The following is a 19,538-nucleotide window of genomic DNA, read 5'->3' on the forward strand; positions in this document are numbered from 1 at the left end:
GTCTCCCAGCGGGCAAACTGCTAGGTTTCCACCAGCCTTGCAATTGGGGGAGGCGGTTCCCGGGAGTCGTGTGAAAGGTGGCAACTTATGATCATGCAGCGAAGAGTGACGGTATCTGCTGCGGTAGTTGCCCTACTGGCCGTATCCTCGTGTACAGCACCAACCCCGCAGCTGGATGCCGGAGAGAAAGCCGCCATTCAGACCCTCATCGAGCGGGCAATCGACCGCAGGAATCATCAAGTGGTTGTTGGGTTCTCGTCCACCACGGAAGAAATCAGTCAGGATTTCGTGCCGGACGCCGTTGAACGCACTGAGCTGGAGTACGGAAAACTCCGTCAACGCAGGGACGCGCTAGCACCCCATAATGTTTTCTTGACGGCCAGCGCATCCGAGATCACCCTCAAGGAACTCACTGCCACCAAGAGCGGCGCCAGGGTAGAGCTTTCTGAGCAGACGCATCTGGAACACTCGCCGGTCAGCGGTGTGCAGGGTCCTGACGAGGGCTACGTCTACGGCCAGAAAGTTGACCTTGCCAAGACCGAAGACGGTTGGAAGATCATCAGTATCGCCCCTCTAAATCCGGTCAAGCCGTTCCCGACAACAGTCATTGATCCGAGCACTCTTTAGGGCTCGCGTACTTTGCCCGCCAACAGAGCGAACAGGCAGAGGCCCGACGGCGACCTTCCGCCGTCGGGCCTCTGCATCACCACACCGTGAGGCTAGAGTTCGGCCAGGAGATCCTGCATTTCCCTAATCTCAGCTTCCTGGGCGGCGATGATGTCCTTGCCAAGCTGAACGGCCTCGGGATTCTTGCCTTGGCTGGTCTCGGTTTTGGCCATGCTGACGGCGCCTTCATGATGCGCGATCATCTGGGTCAGGAAGAGTTTGGCCGCTTCCATGCCTTGGGCATCCTTCAGTTTCTGGAGGTCGGCGTCGCTCAGCATGCCGTCCATGCTGTGGCCACCGTGGCCGTTGGCGGGCATCGTGGCCGACTCGTTCCAGCTCTTGAGCCAAGCCGTCATCTTCTCGATCTCGGGTGCCTGGGCTTCTTTGATCTTGACGGCCAAGGCGGTTACTGCGGGCGGGATGTCAGTCTTCGCGAGCATAGCGTCGGACATCTCCACTGCTTGGGCATGGTGGGGAATCATCATCCGGGCGAACATCGTGTCTGCTGCGTTGTGCCCGGCGTCGCTGCTGTTCGCCGAAGGGCTGACGGAAGTGCCGGAACCTCCGTGGTCCATCCCCGGCATGGAATCGGATCCGGCGTTCGAGGCACAGCCGGCCAGCGCAATCAGGCTTGCGACAGCGGCTCCGGTAAAAGTGAAGTGAGTCCTGTTCATCAGAAAAAGGTCCTTTGCAAATTTAGGCGGGCGTTTGTCAGCCGCCGAGGGGTAAGCAGATGGTGATGGGATAAGCGGGCCCGGCTGTCGCGGGCCGCGCCGGTGCTTACGTACGGCTGATACAGAGCTGCCCGGGTGTAGGACCGAGGGGCTGGTAGGACCAGGAGCGGGGGAGATTGTGAAGTTCCCACGAGACAGGGATTATTCCGAGAGCAACGGCTGGAGGCGGAGCGGCCAAGGAACCTGTTTGTAGCGAAGGGATGCAGTTGGTGGTGGTCGCCTGGGTGCAGGAGCAGCTTCCAGACGTGCACTTGTCCGCATCAGCGGGCGGGCTCCCGTGGAGCTGCACGGTGTCGTGAACGTGGAGCGTAGATTCGGCAGCTATGACAGGTGACGCAGAGCTTGCAGGGTGGGCGCCATGAGATCCGCTGACCACGTGCATTCCGACGATGCCCGCCATGACGGCTGCCACCAGAAGCAGGAGCGAGACCCGCCAGAGGAAGGTAAGACGCCCGAGGAGGGCTGCAGGAGTTTGAGGAGAGATCGGCCTTTTCATGATGCTCCACTACCTCCTTCTCTGTCCTGTTTTGACCATTGTCCAGAGAGTGCGAGCATACCCCGGGTGGGTATGCGTTCCGACAATTTTCTACTCTATGCTCATTTGCCGTCGAAGCCTAGAATCGTCGGATGGGCCTTCTTACGTTCAGCATCAACGTCACGCTCGATGGTTGCGTCGATCATAGGGAGGGCATCGCCGATGACGAGACGCATGCCCACTTCACCCACCTCCTGGACCACAGTGGAGCAATGCTCTGGGGCCGTACTACTTACGAAATGATGGAGGACTACTGGCCGTTGGTTGCCCGCGGCGAGGTGGACGCACCACCAGCCCTACGCGAGTGGGCGCTTAGTCTGGAGACCAAGCCCAAGTACGTCGTATCGGCAACGCGCAGCGACTTCCCCTGGACCAACAGCCATCACCTGGTCGGTGAGTTGCGAACGGCGGTGCAGGAACTCAAGGACAAGACTCCAGGCGGGGTGCTCGTGGGCAGCGGCAAACTTGCCACAGAACTGGACCGGCTGGATCTGATCGACGAGTACAAATTCCTCGTCCACCCCATGATCACCGGCCACGGCCCCACCCTGTATCAGGGCGGACTGCCCGGCACCCGGCGCCTGGAGCTGATCTCGGCCGATCCGCTCAGCAACGGTGCGGTGGCCATGCACTATCGACGGGCTGATTGAGGAATTACCACACGGCTCGAAGTGTTGTCCCGAACATGCACAACAAACGGATCGGCTTCCTTTCCTTCGGACATTGGGCACGTGTCCCGGGCTCCCTCGTACCAACGGCCGGAGAAGCACTTAAGCAGGGAATCGAACTGGCGGTGGCTGCCGAGGAGCTGGGTATAGACGGCGCGTTCTTCCGAGTCCACCACTTCGCCCGGCAGCAGGCTTCGCCCTTCCCGTTGCTAGCAGCCATCGCAGCCCGAACCACGCGCCTTGAAATGGGCACCGGCGTGATCGACATGCGCTACGAGAACCCGCTGTACATGGCCGAGGAAGCAGCGGCCACGGACCTCATCAGCGACGGCCGTCTGCAGCTCGGCGTGAGCCGTGGTTCACCCGAACCCGCACGGAACGGGGCCGCGAACTTCGGGTACGTCCCGGAAGACGGCGAAGACGGCGGGGACATGGCCCGGCGCCACACAGCACTGTTCCGCAAAGCGATTGCCGGGCACGGCGTTGCCGAAGCGGATCCCCATTACGCCGGCGGAGCCACAGGTCTGCTGCCCATACAGCCCCAGTCGCCCGGCCTCCCGCAAAGAATCTGGTGGGGTGCCGGAACACGGAAAACAGCCGTTTGGTCAGCCGAGCAAGGCATGAACCTCATGAGCTCCACCCTCCTCACCGAGGACACGGGGGTGCCCTTCGACGAGCTGCAGGCAGAGCAGATCCAGATGTTCCGCGAGGCGTGGGCTGCAGCCGGACACGACTTTGAACCAAGGATTTCCGTGAGCCGCAGCGTGATACCGATTGTGGACGACGTCGACAACCACTACTTCGGCCTCCGCGCCCAAGCGGACAGCCAGGACCAGGTAGGAATTCTCGACGGCGCGTTGTCCCGTTTCGGGAAGAGCTACATCGGCGAGCCGGACGCCCTGGCTGAGGAGCTGGCCAAGGACGCCGCAGTCCAAGCGGCAGACACCGTCCTGCTCACGGTACCCAACCAGTTGGGTGTGGATTACAACGCCAAGCTTTTGGGCAACGTCGCGAAGCACATCGCCCCGACGATCGGGTGGAACGCGAAGGCCTAGGAAGCCACCGCTGCCACCCCTGCAGCCGAAAACGATAACGGCTCAACGAAGACCCGATACCCGCGGTCGTGATCGAATCCGTGAATTTCGCGGGTGTCCAGGGCATCCATAAATTCGAGCGTCTGCCGTGTAATCACTTGGCCCGGGACAAGGATGGGGAAGCCCGGGGGATACGGCGTGACGAAACCTGCCGAGACCACTTCCTGTCCCGTGGAAACCGCTGCAGCTACCTCAGCTGCGGACAGGTACACAGTGGAATCGGGCTTGTAGCTCTCAAAGTAAGCTGCCCGGATGTCCCCGTCCTCGCAGGCATCGTCAACGCGGAAGCGCGCGGCGAACGTGCTGAAGTCGGGCAGCGGGGGAGTCGGGCGGGGCGCATCGGATGACGCGGGAAGAGTCCGCTGCCGCGCCGCAGGATGTGGATTCTCAAAACTCTCGGCGAGCTTCACCAAGACCTCGATCAGGTAGGCCACGGAGCTGCGGGAGGTGCCGATGTTGGTCATGAACAGCACAGTGTTCCGGGACGTTTTGTTCACCTGGATACCGTGATCGTCCATGAGGTAGCTGTGGCGGAAAGTATCGCCGTCGATCCCTGTCTTGCTGATGTCCAGTGTGAGGCGGCTGGGATCGATGACGAACTCGTCCCGCTGCCAGGCATCCTCCAGTTCGGCCAGCCCGTCCCGCAGCGGCATGCTGGAGCCGGTTTCCCGATAAATCGAACCGATGAGGTCCCGCGAGGTCAGCACCCGGAAGTACTTCTTCAGCAGCGGATGCCTGGCAACAGCCTGGGCCACGGAAACCGCAAGGTCGGATTGCCGCTGAACCAGGCCGAACCCTTCCAGCTCCACCTGTCGCCTTCCGATATCCAGGGACGCCAGAATCTGGTAGTTGGGTGAGGTGGACGTGTGGGTCATGTAAGCCTCGCGGAACGACTCCTGGTTGGAGCCAGCGAAATCCTGATCAAAGACGTGGATCATGGAACCCTGCCGCAAGGATGTCAGGGTCTTGTGGGTGGACTGCGTGGCGTAGACCCGGATCCGCGCCTTCGCGGGATCGGGAATCAGCCGGGTGTTGAGCCAGGCGTCCTCATCCACGGGTTCACCGGTGACCGGGTCGTGCAGGGCGGCCGCCTGTTCGGCGTACCGGGCAGCGTAGGCAGGGCTGTGGAACGAGGCCTCCAAAGCGGCAGCAGCTGCCATGCCGGTTCGACGGCGGTACACGGGATGGGAGCGGGCGAAGGCAAACCACGCCTCGTCCCAGAGGAAAACCAAGTCGGGTTTGATGGCAAGGCATTCCTCCATGACCCTTTCGACGTCGTAGACAACGCCGTCAAAAGTGCAGTTGGTGAGGGTCACCATCTTCACCTCATGGAGCCTGCCTGCCCGCCGGTACTCCAGGAGCCTGCGTTTCAGGCTCGCCAGGGGAACAGCGCCGTAGAAGGCGTACTTGTCCAAAGGGTAGGCGTCCAAGTAGGAAACGCGGGCACCGGCGAGCACGAAGGCGTAGTGGTGGGACTTGTGGCAGTTTCGGTCCACCAGGACAACGTCGCCGGGAGCAAGCAGCGATTGATGCACGATCTTGTTGGCTGTGGACGTGCCGTTGGTGACGAAGTAGGTTCGCTGAGCCCCGAACGCGCGGGCAGCCAGCTCCTGTGCCCGCTTGATGGATCCGTGGGGATCGAGCAGTGAGTCCAGCCCGCCGGAGGTGGCAGAGGTTTCGGCCAACAGCAGGTTCGTCCCATAGAAATCGGCCATGTCCCGGATCCACGGCGAACTCCCGACGGAAGCTCCCCTGGAAATTGGCAGCGCGTGGAAGACGCTGGCGGGGCGACGGCTGTATTCCTGGAGGGCGGTGAAGAACGGTGTTTCGTACCGTTCCGCTACCCCGGACAAAAGCGACAGATGCAGGTCCAAATGATCCTGCCTCCGGAAGATCCGCCTGAACTTCCTGGTGAGCGATCCCGCCAGCGATTCGATGGAAACCCCTGCCACCAGGTAGACGTCCAGCTCGGGCCGAAGCCCTGAGATCGCGTCGGCCAATCCAAGAATCCGTCTGATGGGCCGCGAGTCCTGCAGGTCCGCCGGGGTATGCCGGGCCAGGAAGCGTCGGAGGTCGCTGCCCAGCAGATGTGAGCTGCGGAGTGCGAAGCCCGGCCGAAGGACAACAGACTGGATAGCGGGGTTGAGCATGACGGCAACCAAGGCATCTTCGTAGCTGGGAACCACATTGACGGTGTAAGTGAAAGCATCAGACGGCCGCCTCTGGGCAGCCATGGTGTTCTTCAGTGCTTCGGCTTCGTCGGGGTCAACGGTGTCAACCACCACCACCTCAAAGCGTGGCCGCTCAGCCGGCTCGGGCTGGTCAACAACTTCCTCGTCCACAACCTCTCCGCGCGGCACCGCAACCGTTTCCCCCGCAGAAGCGAGCGGAAGGTTGGACAAGCCCCCCAGAAGCTGGAGCGCGGCCTGTGATTCGCCGTCGTCGATCAACTGGCGCAACTGGACCACGGCGCCGACTCCCGGTTCAGCCCAGTACTGTTCCACCGACATCAGTAGGGCAAGGGTCCGGTCGATCTGGGACAGCAGCCCGGACTCCCGGTGTCGGGCTGAGGCAAGCTGCCTGAGTGCGTATCCCAAAAACTCCCACGCATCGGCACGGGACCGCCAGGCCCGGCTGGGTGTGCCGATTTTCAGGGACGGGGAAGGGTTGCTCATGTGTTTCACTTTCGAACTGAAGATGTGTCTAGGACGTCTGGGCAGTGCGGATGCGGCCGCGATACGCATACCAGCCAGCTATCAGCAGCGGCGCCAGCACCAGCAACGAGGCCAGCACCCAGCGGCCGGTCTCCGAGAACCCCATGGTGACCAGGACAAAGGTCAGGAACGCGAGCGTGATGTAGGAGGTGAAAGGCGCTCCGAACAGCCGGAACGCCGGCCGGACAACTTTGCCGCTGCGGACCCATGATTGGAGCTTGATGTGGCAGAGCATGATGGTGGCCCAACCGCCGATGATGCCCACCGCCGAGATTTCAAGCACGATCTCAAAGACCTGTGACGGGACGACGGCGTTCAAACCAACGCCCACCAGGGTAATGACGGCCGTGAGCAGGATGCCGCCGTAGGGCACTCCGGACGCGCTGATCCGTCCCGTGAATTGCGGAGCCGAGCCGTTCACGGCCATGGAGCGGAGGATACGGCCGGTGGAGTAGAGGCCGGCGTTGAGGCTGGAAAGCGCCGCCGTGAGGACCACGAAGTTCATCACAGAGGCGGAAATCGCTCCCGCCTGCGGATCTCCGAGGTGCGAGAAGAACGTGACAAACGGCGATTCGCCGGATTTGTAGGACGTGAAGGGAAGCAGAAGCGAGAGCAGCAGGACGGAGCCCACATAGAAGACTCCGATGCGGATGACCACAGTGTTCACCGCTTTGGGCATCACCTTGTGGGGGTCGGCCGTTTCTCCTGCGGCGGTGCCTACGAGTTCCACCGCAGCATAGGCAAACACCACGCCGCTGATCGCCAGGAGCGGTGCCACAGCCCCCATGGGGAACATGCCGCCGTTCTCTGCAATGACGTTGAAGCCCGGAACGCCCACATCCGTCCGGCCGCCAAAGACAATAAAGCAGATCCCCACGACGAGGAACGTCACCAAGGCACCCACCTTGATCATGGCGAACCAGAACTCCATCTCGCCGAAGATCTTCACGGACACCAGATTCAGGGCGAGCACCACCACTAAGGCGATGAGCGCAATCAACCATTGCGGGATGTCGTTGATGGGTGCCCAGTATTGCCCCCAGAACTTGACGTAGAGGGCAACTGCGGTGACGTCCACAATGGAGGTCATGGCCCAGTTCAGGAAATAGAGCCAGCCGGCGGTGTATGCCATTTTCTCGCCGTAGAACTCGCGGGCGTAGGAAACGAACGAACCGGACGTGGGGCGATACAGCACCAACTCGCCCAGTGCCCGGAGGATCAGGAAGGCAAAGAATCCGCACACGGCGTAGACCAGGATCAGAGCGGGCCCGGAACCGTTGAGGCGGCCGCCGGCGCCCATGAAGAGCCCGGTACCGATCGCACCGCCGATGGCTATCATCTGGATTTGCCGGGGCTTGAGGGTTTTCCGGTAACCGGCTTCCTCTTGGGCGAAAGCGCCCGACGACGTTTCGGCGGCTAAGTCTGCTGGGGAGGGAAGGGTCTGCGTAGACGCAGGGGCGGGTATCACTTCGGGGGTCTCCTTTGACTCCGGTGCCACCTCAGGTGGCTCAATACTCCAAAACGTGGGGCCTGCCTGTTGGATAAGTGCGGCTGAAATTGGCCGCGCTGCAGGCAGTATTCGTGGTGTTTGGGACAGTCGTTAACTCTAGGTGGCCTCCGCCGTCGACAAATTGGCTGGCGAACCAAATTCAGGGCCCGGCTCTTGTGCCGGGGGGACAACACTGGTGTTCTGGAGGGCCGGTAATGTTTCTCGCTGTGCGTGTCTGCGTACATGTACCGGCGGAGCCCCTCAATGGCGAGGGAGCGTCCTGCTGAAGTGAACTGATGAGGAGAGGAAGCGATAGCTTCGTTGAAAGCCCTGGAAATTGACGACGACGGTGTCGTCACCTTATTGAGCGATGTCCTTGAAGACCTGGGCGTCCACAACGCACGGTTGCTGCTGGCCCCGGCAGAGGACAACAGAAACGTCCGCGAAACTGTCATTGTTGACGCTGAAGACGACGATGCGATCCGCCCGGGGGCATTGGTCATGCTCATCGGCGCACGGGGACGCGCGGCGCTCCCCGCCCTTCGCAGGATTGTTGCTGACCGTCCTACGGCAGTAGCGGTAAAGGGTAACGAACGCGAGTTGGAAGCCGCAGCAGAGTTACTACGACCCACGGGCATCGGACTGGTGGCGGTGGCTCCGGGCTTGCGGTGGGACAAATTCGAAAGCATTGCCCTGGACAGGGTCCGCGAAAACGATGTCCTCGAAAACGACGGCCGCTTCAGCGATGTGCCCGGTGAAAGCGCCACGTCAGTGCATCGGGACCTGTTCGCGATCGCCCAAACAACCGCCACGCTGACCAACGGCCATGTGGTCATCGAAGATCCAGGCAATAAGGTGCTTGCCTACTCGCCGGCGTCCAATGATGTTGATGAGCTCCGCAGGCTGTCCATCCTGGCACGGCGGGGTCCTGAAAAATACCAAAAGCTGCTCAAGGAATCAGGGGTTTACAAGCACCTGCAGGCTACTGAAGCGCCTGTTCATGTGGAAGCCAACCTCGATGCGGGTCTTCGGGAGCGCGTAGCAATCGGTATTCATGCCGGCAGCCGTGTGATGGGGTACATCTGGTTGCAGGAAGGTGCGGAACCCTTGGCGGCCAACACGGATCGCATCATGGTGGGAGCCGCCCGCCACGCAGCGATCGAACTGGTCCGGCACCGCAACGAACAGTCCCAATCCATGCGCGAGGACCGGGTCTCGAGCCTCCTGAGCGGCACGGCTCAGGTGCATTCGCAGGCCCAGTCCGCAGGGATTGATCCGTCAAAACCAGCAGCGTTGGTCCTGATCTCCGCGGGCGGGTTGAGCCAGAGCGCCGCCGGCCTCCAGCTCCGCAGGGGAGAACTCTCCAAAGTGGCATCAATTCACGCCGCCGCGTACAGGCCAGGCGCGGTGGTGGGGGCACTCGGGATGGAAACGGCCATCATCCTTCCCGATCTGGACCCGCTCAAATCCCTTCCTGCCATCAACAGGCTGGTCAACACGATCGTTCGTGACGCCACCACCCACCTTCACTTCCAAGTGCAGGCAGCCGTGGGTCCCATCGTTCCGCGCTTGGACGCCTTGCACGCCACCCTTGATCACGTGCGCAGCGTCCTCAAAGTCATGGAGGCAACCCCCGAAGTCCGCGTGGCCTCCTACAGCGACGTGGAAACGACAGTCCTCACCAGGGAGCTGCTGGAGCTGCTGGAATCACGCACCACCTTGCGTCATGCAGGAATCACCCGGCTGTGCAGCCGCTACCCGGAATTCGCCCTGACCCTCCTGACGTACCTGGAGTTCTTTGGCGACGTGAACCGGTGCGCCGAGGAACTGGCCGTCCACCGCAACACAGTCCACTACAGGCTCCGCCGTGCCTGCGAAGTGGCGGGATTGGACCTGCAATCCGCAGATGAACGCCTCCTGGCGCACCTTCAGATCAGGCTCTGGACCTACGCAGGGACCAAGGGCTAGAACCGTGGACATCCAGAATCTCCTCGACGACATCGTCGGGGCTGTGCAGCCGCATGTCGGCCAGGGCAACGTTGCTGACTACATTCCCCAGCTCGGAGCCGTGGATCCCCAACAATTTGGGATTTCCGTGGCAACCCGGGAGGGCGAGGTCTATTCAGCCGGAGACGCCCACGTGGATTTCTCCATTCAAAGCATCTCCAAGGTTTTCGCGCTCGCGTTGGTGTTGGCTTTTGACGGCGACGGAATCTGGAAACGAGTCTTCCGGGAGCCTTCGGGTAACCCGTTCAACTCGCTGATCCAGCTGGAAAGCGAGGAAGGGATTCCCCGGAACCCCTTCATCAACGCCGGTGCAATCGTGGTGACGGACAGGCTCCTCAGCATCACAGGCAATGCCGCGCACGCGGTGAGGGATTTGATGCGGCAGGAGACCACCAAGGTAAGCATCGATACCGATCACCACGTTGCCGGGTCCGAACTGGCCAATAGCCACCGAAATGCCTCCTTGGCCCATTTCCTGGCGAGCTGCGGCAACCTGGAGAACCCGGTGGACGAAGTCCTGGACTCGTACGCGAAGCAGTGCGCACTGGCCATGACGTGTGAAGACCTGGCGCTCGCAACCCGCTTCCTGGCGGCCAACGGTTTGGGAACGGACGGCACCCTTTTGCTGTCGCCGGCGCAGACCAAGAGGATCAATGCCGTCATGCTTACCTGCGGAACGTACGACGCCGCGGGCGAATTCGCGTACCGCGTGGGCCTTCCCGGGAAGAGCGGCGTGGGCGGAGGGATCGTGGCTGTGGTTCCCAACAAGTGCTCCATCAGCGTGTGGAGCCCTGGCCTGGGACGGTCCGGGAATTCCGTGGCAGGCGTGGCCGCGCTGGACGAATTCACCACGCGTACTGGCTGGTCGGTCTTTTAGGCGCATTATTGATGGATGACCCCCAAGGTTGCTAAGACTCCCAAAGCCGGGAAGGCTCCCAAGACAGCCAAGGCTCCCAAAGCCGCACTGGCGCCGGGAACCGAGCCAACCGCCGTCGAGTTCCTGGCACGGCTCCAGGCGAGGCAATCCGACGTCGAGCAGGCCAAGTACCAGCGGTATTTCAAGACCGGTGAGGGTGACTACGGCGAGGGTGATTTCTTCATGGGTGTCCGCATGGGCGAGGTCTTCACGCTTGCCAAGGAATTCGCGGCCATGCCCCCGGCTGAGATCGAGAAGCTCCTGGAAGAGGATATCCACGAGGCCCGCGCCGGAGCCGTGAAGATCATGGCGCTGCAAACGCAGAAAAAGAAGACCACGGAAGAGCGGCGCAAGGAACTGTACGAGCTGTACCTGCGCAGGCATGACCGCATTAACAACTGGGACCTGGTGGACTTGGGAGCCGGGCGGGTGGTGGGCGGTTGGCTCATGGATAAGTCGCGGGATCCGCTGTATGACCTGGCTCGTTCGGAGAATATGTGGGAGCGCCGGACGGCCATCGTCGCCACGTCGGCGTTCATCCGCGAAGGCCAATTGGATGACACGTTCGCCATCGCTGGGATCCTCCTTCATGACAAGGAAGACCTCCTCCACAAGGCGGTGGGCGGTTGGGTCCGCGATGCCGGGCGCAGCAGTCGCGAGCGTCTGCTGGCGTTCCTCGACGAACACGCAGCCACCATGCCGCGGACGGCGCTTCGTTACGCGATCGAGCACTTGGGCAAGGAACAGCGCGCGTATTACCTGACGCTAAAAGACAGTGTTTCCCCGAACTAAGCGGGAAACTATGTGACGTTGGATTACCCAGCGTTACCGGGTATTTCCGAGCCTTTGAAGCATGTTACGGCGCAGCCCTACAGTTTTTTCATGGCAATACAGGACATTTACCCCACCGCGCTGCGGCTGCTCGGCCGCCCGGTGCTGGTGGTTGGCGGCGGCCCCGTTGCGGAGCGCCGCGCCAAGGGACTGCTCGACGCCGGTGCTAAAGTCACCGTGGTCGCTCCCGTTGCCACCGACACACTTCGCGGTCTCGCCACTGCCGGTCTCCTCACCTGGGAGCAGCGCGAGTACCGCACCTCAGACCTCGACGGCGTCTGGTTCGCTCAAACCGCCACTGGCGCAGCCGCTGTGGACACCCAGGTAGCTGCCGACGCTGAGGCGCAGCGCATCTGGTGCGTCAACGCCTCGGACCACGAGGCATCAGCCGCCTGGACACCCGCCGTTGCCGTGGTGGACGACGTCAAGATCGCCATCAACGCCGGGGGAGACCCGCGCCGTGCCATGGCGCTCCGCAACGCTGTAGCCACTGCCCTTGAAGCCGGTGACCTGCCGCTGCGCCGTCATCGCAAGCCGGGAACCGATGGTTCGCTCGGCTCTGTCGCTTTGGTAGGTGGCGGTCCGGGCGACTCGGGACTCATCACAGTCCGCGGCCGTCGACTGCTGGGCCAGGCCGACGTCGTGGTTGCTGACCGTCTTGGCCCGCGCGAGCTGCTCAAGGAACTAGCCCCGGACGTCCGGGTGATCGAGGTAGGCAAGACGCCCGGCCACCATCCCGTGCCCCAGCTCGAGATCAACAGGATCCTCGTGGAGGAAGCCCTCAAGGGCAACCGGGTGGTCCGCCTCAAAGGCGGCGACCCCTACGTCCTGGGCCGCGGCGGTGAAGAAGCGGAATTCTGCCGCCAGAACGGCGTCGAGGTTGAAGTGGTGTCCGGCGTAACGTCTGCGGTTTCCGTTCCGGCGGCCGCGGGTATCCCAGTGACGCACCGCGGACTGGCCAAGGGCTTCAGCGTGGTAACCGGCCACGAAGAGCTGTCCGAAGTCCCGGCACGCCCCGATCACACTGTGGTGTTGCTCATGGGAGTGGCGCAATTGCGCGATTCTGCGGCTGAGCTGGCGGGCTCGGGTCTGCCTTTGGACACACCAGTAGGTATCGTAGAGAACGGGTATTTGCCGGACCAGCGCGTCACTATCGGCACTCTGGGTACCATCGCGGACCAGGCGGAAGCCGTCGGCGTAGCCAACCCGGCGGTCATAGTGATCGGCGATGTGGTCCGTGTCAGCCCCTTTGCACCGCAGCACTTCAAGATCGCTGACTACAGCACTATTACCCCAAATCGTCCCCGCGTCCGCAGTAACTAGCCCCCGGCCCAACTAGGTAGCAGATAAGGTCGTTTTGAGCCCTCAAAACGCGCACAACTGCGACCTAGTTGGGATGACTGAACAGAAGAAGGAACACAGCCGTGTCAATTAGCACCCCCGTAGGTTCTGCGGACCGTCCGCTTCGCGTCGCCGTCATCGGCTCCGGCCCGGCCGGCGTTTACGCAGCTGACATCCTGACCAAGAGCGAGGCCGTCAAGAGCGGCGAACTCAACGTCAGCATCGACCTCTTCGACCGCTACCCGGCACCGTACGGCCTGATCCGCTACGGCGTCGCGCCGGACCACCCCCGCATCAAGGGCATCGTGAACGCCCTGCACAAGGTCCTGGACCGCGGCGACATCCGATTCTTCGGCAACGTTGACTACGGCACGGACATCTCCATCGAGGACCTCCGCAAGCATTACGACGCCGTCATCTTCGCCACCGGCGCCATCAAGGACGCCGACCTGAATATCCCGGGCATCGAACTCGAGGGTTCCTTCGGCGGCGCCGACTTCGTCTCCTGGTACGACGGTCACCCGGACGTTCCCCGCGAATGGCCGCTTGAGGCCAAGGAAATCGCTGTCCTCGGCAACGGCAACGTGGCCCTTGACGTGGCCCGCGTCCTCTCCAAGCACGCCGATGACCTCCTGGTCACCGAAATCCCGGACAACGTTTACGCCGGCCTGAAGAACTCCCCGGTCACCGACGTTCACGTCTTCGGCCGTCGCGGCCCGGCACAGGTGAAGTTCACCCCGCTGGAACTCCGAGAACTTTCGCACTCCAACGACGTGGACATCATCCTCTACGCCGAGGACTTCGAATTCGACGAAGAGTCCGATCGCCAGGTCCAGACGAACAACCAGACCAAGACCATGGTGGGTACGCTCACCAACTGGATCGCCGAGCAGCCCGAGGATCTTTCCGAGCTCACGGCTTCCCGCCGCCTGCACCTGCACTTCCTGCACAGCCCAGTGGAAATCGTCGACTCCCCGGAAACCCCGGGCAAGGTTGCCGGCATCAAGTTCGAGCGCACCGAGCTTGACGGCACGGGCAACGCCCGCGGCACCGGCGAATTCATCGACTACCCGGTCCAGGCCGTGTACCGCTCCATCGGCTACTTCGGTTCGGCCCTGCCGGACGTCGAGTTCGACCACAAGAAGGGCGTCGTCACCAACGACGGCGGCCGTGTCCTGGACGCCGACGGCCAGCACGTACCCGGCCTCTACGCAACGGGTTGGATCAAGCGCGGGCCGGTTGGCCTCATCGGACACACCAAGGGCGATGCCCTCGAAACCGTCACCTACTTGTTGGAGGACCGCGAAAACCTGCCGGTCGCCGAGGTTCCCGCGGCAGACGCCGTCGTGGATCTGCTCGATGCCCGCGGCGTGAAGTTCACCAGCTGGGAAGGCTGGCTGGCCCTTGATGCACACGAGCTCGCCCTCGGTGCAGCAGCCACCGAGGCCGGCACCTCCCACGGCGTTGAGGTCAAACGTGAGCGGATCAAGGTTGTGCCGCGCGAGGACATGGTCAATATCTCCCGTGATGGCGTAGCCGCACAGGTCTAGTACTTCCGGTTCTTGGCGGGCGGGGTCACTCAATGCGAGTGGCCCCGCCCTGCTTTTAAGCTCGCTCTGCGGCGCCCGGCGGTACCCTGAGTCATGGACGTCGTCGTCATTGAAACTCCGCAGCTGGGCGACCGCAGCTACTTGGTGCATGACGGCTCAGTTGCGTTGGTGATCGACCCCCAGCGGGACATTGACAGGGTGGAGCGAGCGGCAGTAAGGGCCGGGGTCCGGATCACGCATGTGGCCGAGACGCACCTGCACAACGACTACGTCACGGGCGGCCTCGTTCTGGCTGAGAAGCATGGCGCTGATTATTTGGTGAACGCCGCTGATGAGGTCTCCTTCACGCGTGTACCGGTCACTGATGGCCAAGTTCTTCGCGTTGGCCGTCTTTCCGTTTCGGTAGTTGCGACGCCTGGCCACACGCACACACACCTTTCCTATGTGGTGCGGGATGATACGCACGACGCCGGCACGGAGGCTGTGTTTTCCGGCGGCAGCTTGCTTTACGGCTCAGTGGGGAGAACGGACCTGGTCTCTCCGGGGGACACCGCGAAGCTGGCCCATGACCAGTACTCCTCGGTCCGGCGCCTGGTGGATTCGGCGACACCCGAAGCGGCGCTCTACCCGACGCATGGCTTCGGCTCGTTCTGTTCCATCGGCCCGGCGAGCCATCAAGAGACCTCGACGATCAGTGAGCAAACTGCGTCAAACCACGCCCTGACAGATCGGGACGAGGACCACTTTGTCTCGCAGTTGCTACAGAACATCACGGCCTACCCCGCGTACTACGCCCACATGAATCCGCTGAATGCCGCTGGTCCGCACCCGGCAATCCTTGACGTCCCGGACTCCGTGGACGCAAAGGAACTGGGCCGGCGTTTGAAGGCAGGGGAGTGGGTGGTGGACCTCCGGCATCGCGTGGCGTTCGCGGATAGCCACCTCCAGGGCAGCGTGAGTTTCGAGTACGGCCGTGGGGACAATTTCACCAGTTACCTCGGCTGGGTGATCCCGTGGAACCAGCCACTCACGCTACTGGGCCCACTCAGCGAGGTTGAAAAGGCGATCCGTGACTTGGCGAGGATCGGTATCGACAACCCGGATGCCGCCGTCGGGCCTGAAACGGCGGTTCTGAACGTTGGTGCGTTGGCGCCCGAGTCACCACAGGCGAGCTACCTGCACGGGGACTGGAGCTTGTTGCTCAAGGAACGGGAACCGGCTGACGTGGTGCTGGATGTTCGCCGACCGGACGAATTTGAGGCCTCCCATGTGGTGGGTGCCTTGAACGTTCCTGTCTACGAGCTCCTCGGGAAGATCACTGAGCTGCCGGACGCGAGGATCTGGGTGCACTGTGCCACGGGATATCGGGCGAGTGTCGCGGCCAGCCTGCTGGACCGGGCCGGGCGAGAGGTGGTGCTGATCAATGCAAGATTCAGGGATGCGGCCGGGACCGGAATTGAAACCACCTAGCCGTGAAGGGGCCTGGCTAACGCGGCGCCTGGTCTGCGCAGAAATCCAGGTTCCGGTACACGCTCTGGACGGCGGCATCGGGGTCGTGTGCGTCCAAGGCGTCCACCAGTTCGTCGTGGCCTTCGCGCGGGATGCCGTTGAAGCCTTCCTTGCGTTGCTGCCGGAGGAGGTCGTTGTGGAACACTCCGCCGAATGAAACGTACAGCTGATGGAGCAATGGATTCCCTGAAGCCAAGGCAACGCGTTCGTGGAATTCCCAGTCGGCACTGGCCCACGTGGGGTAGTCCTCGGCTTGCCAGGCATCGTGGCGGAGCGCGAGGAGGCGGCGCATCTCGGCCAGGTCCTCGGCGGTAGCGTGCTTGGTGGCCAATCGGGCAGCCTGGGTGTCCAGTCCGAGCCGGACCTCCACGATGTGTTCCTGAGTGTGCTCCAAGTACATGCGCTGCGCCGCGCCGGACATCTCACTATTGGCCCGCACGTAGGTGCCATCCCCGCGCCGGACTTCCAGCATGCCGGAGTGGGCCAGCGCCTTGATGGCCTCGCGCAGGGTTCCCCGCGAAACACCCAAGGTGGACATGAGCTCTGGCTCGGCTGGGATTCGCTCCTGGAGCGGCCATTCACCGGACTTGATCATGTCCCGCAACTTGGCGGTGATCTCCTCGGCAAGGGCCGGGCGATGCGAAGGGGTCAGGGTCATGCTGTCCTCGGTCCGGTCTTGGTGGCAGTGCGCTTGCTCGTGAGCAGGTGGCAGGTAACCATGAGCGCCACGGCCACGATGGACAGCAGGCTCAGCGGCAGCACCCAGCCGCCGGTGGCGCTGTGGAGCAGCCCCATGCCAAAGGGGCCTATTGCCGCAATCAAGTATCCCAGCGATTGGGCGATGGTGGAGAGCGCGGTGGTTTCCGCCGTCGAACGTCCGCTGCGGCTAATGATCACCAGGACCAGCGGGAAGATGCCCAAGCCGAAGCCGAAGAGCACTGCGGGCACAACCGCCAACGACGTCGGCAACCAGACCATTGCGGCGATGGCCAGCAAGGTGGAGCTGCTGGCGAGATACAGTGCGGGGCGGAGCATGCGGGGGCGGGAGCCGAACGCGAGCAGGATCATGCCGGCAGCGACGGAGACCAACTGCATCACGCCGAACTGCAGGCCGCTTTCGGAGGCGCTGAGGCCTTGCGAGGTCAGGATGTAGGCGAACCAGCTCATTACTGCGTAGGCAAGGAACGCCTGGAAGGTGAAGATCGCGGTAATCAGGATGCCGAGGCGGGTACGCAGCAACGGCCACATGGACACCCGCGGACGGTCCGTTTTGGTGGAGTTGCGGTGGGTGTGGAGGACAACCGGCAGGAAGCCCAGCAGGGCCGCGACGCCAAGGATTCCCCAAGCGGCCAGGCCCATGGACGGCGAGCCGAGTTCCTGAGCCAAAGGCACGCTTACGGCTGCAGCGAAGGTAGCGCCCCCGGACATGGTGAAGGTGTAGAGACCCGTCATCATGGAGGTGCGCTCTGAGTAGTGCTCACGGATGAACGACGGCATGGCCACGTTGCATACGGCCAGGCCGGACATCGCCAGGACGGTGCCTCCGAGGAGCGCGCCCGTTACCGGAACGCCACGCACCAGCAAACCGCCGGCCAGCAGGGCCAAGGCGATGGCGATGGCTTTCTCGACACCCACACGCCGGGTCAGCCAGGACGTTCCCATGCCCGCAACCGCAAAGCACAGCAGCGGGATGGAAGGCAGAATGGACGCCACCAGGGCGCCGTAACCCAACAGCTGCTGCAGGTCGTGGAACAGGGCAGCGGCGCTGGTGATGCCCGCGCGCAGGTTCAGGCCGATGAGCACCACCGCAATAATGCCGACGACGGCGACGACGCGCGTCTTGGGGACTGCGGAACTTGCCGAAAGCGCAGGGGCAGCCTGGGCAGAGCTCACAGTAGGGATGTTTCCGGTGCTGGGGGTAAGAGGAGTCGTCGCGGCCATATCTAAAGGTTAGACGTTTGACGTCTAATGTCTAGGGTTTTGTGGCGAAGCTCTCCGTGCGGGCTTTCAGGAGGCCTGGCGAGGGTTGCGCGAGCCCAAACGCTGGACCGCCAAGGCCAACCACAGCTGAACGCGGTCCTGCGTTTGCGAGGGGTCGTAGCCCGTCAGCTCTGTGATCTGGGCCAGGCGGTAACGCACCGTATTACGGTGCAGGGTAAGGGCTTCGGCCACGGCCGCCACTGACCCGTTGTGGTTGAGGTAGCTCTCCAGTGTGGCCACCAGTTCGGCCCCGTGGGCGGCGTCGAACTTCCGCAGCGGCGTGAGGGACTCGCTGGCCATATCCGCCAACGGAACATCCTCGCTGGCCAGCAGCAGGGATGTCAGGCTCAGGCGCTCCGGCTCGTTGACCGGCAAGCCGTGCGCCACGGCGTCGCGCGCTTCAAAGTAGCTCCAACGCAGGCCGTTCGGCTTCGTGTAGGCGCCGCCGATACCAATGACGGCGTGGATGCCGGCTTCCTGCAGGTGATCGCTAAGGCTCTTGGCCAAAGCGGTGGCCGAACTGCCGTCGTCGCTGATGACAGTGACCAGGTCCTTCCCGACGACGGCGCTGACGCCGGCTTCCAGCGCCTGGGGCAGGGAGATGCTGATCAGTTGTTTGTGGTGTGCCGTGGACTCTGCCACGAGCACAACGTTCTTCCGGGTGCTGTTGATGCCGACGCCTGCCAGGCGCCGGGCGGCCTCGATGCTCTCAAGAGTGCCGTGGATGACGTCGTCCAAGACCTGACCGGCCATGGCGCGCTGGGCCTGGCGCTGCTTGACCATGTTGTTGAGCTCCACGCTGATCAGGTTTTGCGCGTAGCTGACGATGCCGGAGTCGACGAACGGCTGCCGCAACCAGAGCGTGCAGGCATCCCTGCGGCCGGTGGGAATCGGATACGAAGCCCAGCCATCCGCCGTCGGGGCCGGCTTCCCCGCCACGCTGTTGTAGAGCTGCGCGCTGAACTGGGTGAGCACCACATCAGTGCGGAGCATGCTGCCCAGTTGCTTGAGAAGTTCGTTCAGGCCTCCGCCGGTGAGGAGTGAGCGTGCCAGGATCTGGTGTCCGGCGAGGAGTCGTTCCAAGTTGGAATAATGGTCGGCAGAGTGCGATTCCGCCACGAGTTTGCCGATCGCGATGAAGGGGATCTCGTAGGGGACTTCCACCAGGGGCAAGCCCCAGCGGTTGGCTTCCGCGATGAGTGCTTCCGGGACGGACTCGTGGGTGAGGCCGATGCCGAAACCGATCCCGACGGCACCAGCGCGTTGGGCCTGGCGGACGAATCGTCGCTGGTCGGCGGCGCTCTTGAGGCGCAGGCCGGTGGTGAGGACCAACTCTCCGCCGCTGAGGAAGCGCTGGGGGTCTTCCAGTTCCGTCACCGCAACCCAACTGATGTCCTGGTTCCACGTGGTTTCGGCAAGGCCGGCTTGGCGGAGTTTCAGGGAGGGGACAGCGACGAGCGAAGCGAGGGACATTGCCATGCTTTCAAGCGTAACCGGTTACTGG

The 19,538-nt window shown here is 62.8% G+C and carries 16 protein-coding genes; 9 read left to right on the forward strand and 7 right to left on the reverse strand.

Annotated features, from left to right (window positions below; genetic code table 11):
• Positions 1–87: 87 nt before the first annotated feature.
• A complete protein-coding gene (locus ACZ881_RS09255; protein ID WP_476114522.1) occupies positions 88–627 on the forward strand; it encodes a hypothetical protein in 540 nt (179 codons plus the stop codon).
• Positions 628–719: 92 nt separating this feature from the next.
• Here the strand turns inward: ACZ881_RS09255 and ACZ881_RS09260 are convergent, their stop codons facing one another.
• On the reverse strand, positions 720–1,340 hold the full coding sequence (locus tag ACZ881_RS09260; protein ID WP_476114525.1) for a DUF305 domain-containing protein: 621 nt from the start codon (positions 1,338–1,340) through the stop codon (positions 720–722).
• A gap of 106 nt (positions 1,341–1,446) precedes the next feature.
• Positions 1,447–1,896: a hypothetical protein gene (locus ACZ881_RS09265; RefSeq protein WP_476114527.1), complete on the reverse strand. Its 450-nt coding sequence runs from the start codon at positions 1,894–1,896 to the stop codon at positions 1,447–1,449.
• A 131-nt stretch (positions 1,897–2,027) separates the two neighbouring features.
• On the opposite strand from ACZ881_RS09265, the gene ACZ881_RS09270 reads away from it, so the two are divergent.
• Positions 2,028–2,585, forward strand: coding sequence for a dihydrofolate reductase family protein (locus ACZ881_RS09270; RefSeq protein ID WP_476114529.1), 558 nt, complete (start codon positions 2,028–2,030; stop codon positions 2,583–2,585).
• A 35-nt stretch (positions 2,586–2,620) separates the two neighbouring features.
• Positions 2,621–3,658 (forward strand): LLM class flavin-dependent oxidoreductase, encoded by a 1,038-nt coding sequence (locus tag ACZ881_RS09275; RefSeq protein WP_476114531.1) that lies wholly within the window; start codon positions 2,621–2,623, stop codon positions 3,656–3,658.
• Here ACZ881_RS09275 and ACZ881_RS09280 read toward each other — a convergent pair.
• Positions 3,655–6,372: an aminotransferase class I/II-fold pyridoxal phosphate-dependent enzyme gene (locus ACZ881_RS09280; RefSeq protein ID WP_476114533.1), complete on the reverse strand. Its 2,718-nt coding sequence runs from the start codon at positions 6,370–6,372 to the stop codon at positions 3,655–3,657. The genes ACZ881_RS09275 and ACZ881_RS09280 overlap by 4 nt on opposite strands.
• Before the next feature lie 28 nt (positions 6,373–6,400).
• Positions 6,401–7,879: an amino acid permease gene (locus ACZ881_RS09285; protein ID WP_476114535.1), complete on the reverse strand. Its 1,479-nt coding sequence runs from the start codon at positions 7,877–7,879 to the stop codon at positions 6,401–6,403.
• Between the two features lie 342 nt (positions 7,880–8,221).
• Between ACZ881_RS09285 and ACZ881_RS09290 the strand changes: the two genes are divergently transcribed.
• The 6 genes from ACZ881_RS09290 to ACZ881_RS09315 all read left to right on the forward strand — a co-directional run bounded on the left by ACZ881_RS09290 (position 8,222) and on the right by ACZ881_RS09315 (position 16,015).
• A complete protein-coding gene (locus ACZ881_RS09290; RefSeq protein WP_091469209.1) occupies positions 8,222–9,868 on the forward strand; it encodes a PucR family transcriptional regulator in 1,647 nt (548 codons plus the stop codon).
• 4 nt (positions 9,869–9,872) lie between these two features.
• Complete coding sequence (locus ACZ881_RS09295) at positions 9,873–10,784, forward strand: glutaminase (protein WP_091469207.1); 912 nt, start codon at positions 9,873–9,875, stop codon at positions 10,782–10,784.
• 15 nt (positions 10,785–10,799) lie between these two features.
• Positions 10,800–11,615, forward strand: a complete 816-nt coding sequence (locus ACZ881_RS09300; RefSeq protein ID WP_476114538.1) for a DNA alkylation repair protein — start codon at positions 10,800–10,802, stop codon at positions 11,613–11,615.
• A 90-nt stretch (positions 11,616–11,705) separates the two neighbouring features.
• Positions 11,706–12,977, forward strand: coding sequence for a uroporphyrinogen-III C-methyltransferase (gene cobA, locus ACZ881_RS09305; protein WP_476114540.1), 1,272 nt, complete (start codon positions 11,706–11,708; stop codon positions 12,975–12,977).
• A gap of 101 nt (positions 12,978–13,078) precedes the next feature.
• Positions 13,079–14,545, forward strand: coding sequence for an FAD-dependent oxidoreductase (locus tag ACZ881_RS09310; RefSeq protein ID WP_476114542.1), 1,467 nt, complete (start codon positions 13,079–13,081; stop codon positions 14,543–14,545).
• 93 nt (positions 14,546–14,638) lie between these two features.
• Positions 14,639–16,015, forward strand: coding sequence for an MBL fold metallo-hydrolase (locus ACZ881_RS09315; protein ID WP_476114545.1), 1,377 nt, complete (start codon positions 14,639–14,641; stop codon positions 16,013–16,015).
• Positions 16,016–16,031: 16 nt separating this feature from the next.
• Here ACZ881_RS09315 and ACZ881_RS09320 read toward each other — a convergent pair whose 3' ends face one another.
• From ACZ881_RS09320 to ACZ881_RS09330, 3 genes are all read right to left on the reverse strand, one after another.
• The gene (locus ACZ881_RS09320; RefSeq protein ID WP_476114548.1) at positions 16,032–16,712 is read right to left on the reverse strand and encodes a FadR/GntR family transcriptional regulator; all 681 of its coding nucleotides are present in this window, start codon (positions 16,710–16,712) and stop codon (positions 16,032–16,034) included.
• Complete coding sequence (locus ACZ881_RS09325) at positions 16,709–17,995, reverse strand: MFS transporter (RefSeq protein WP_476114550.1); 1,287 nt, start codon at positions 17,993–17,995, stop codon at positions 16,709–16,711. The genes ACZ881_RS09320 and ACZ881_RS09325 overlap by 4 nt, the downstream gene beginning before the upstream one ends.
• A 66-nt stretch (positions 17,996–18,061) precedes the next feature.
• Entirely contained in the window at positions 18,062–19,513 is a 1,452-nt protein-coding gene (locus ACZ881_RS09330; protein WP_476114553.1) for a PucR family transcriptional regulator, read from the reverse strand.
• Positions 19,514–19,538: the final 25 nt, after the last annotated feature.

Source organism: Paenarthrobacter sp. TE3676 (assembly GCF_056279165.1).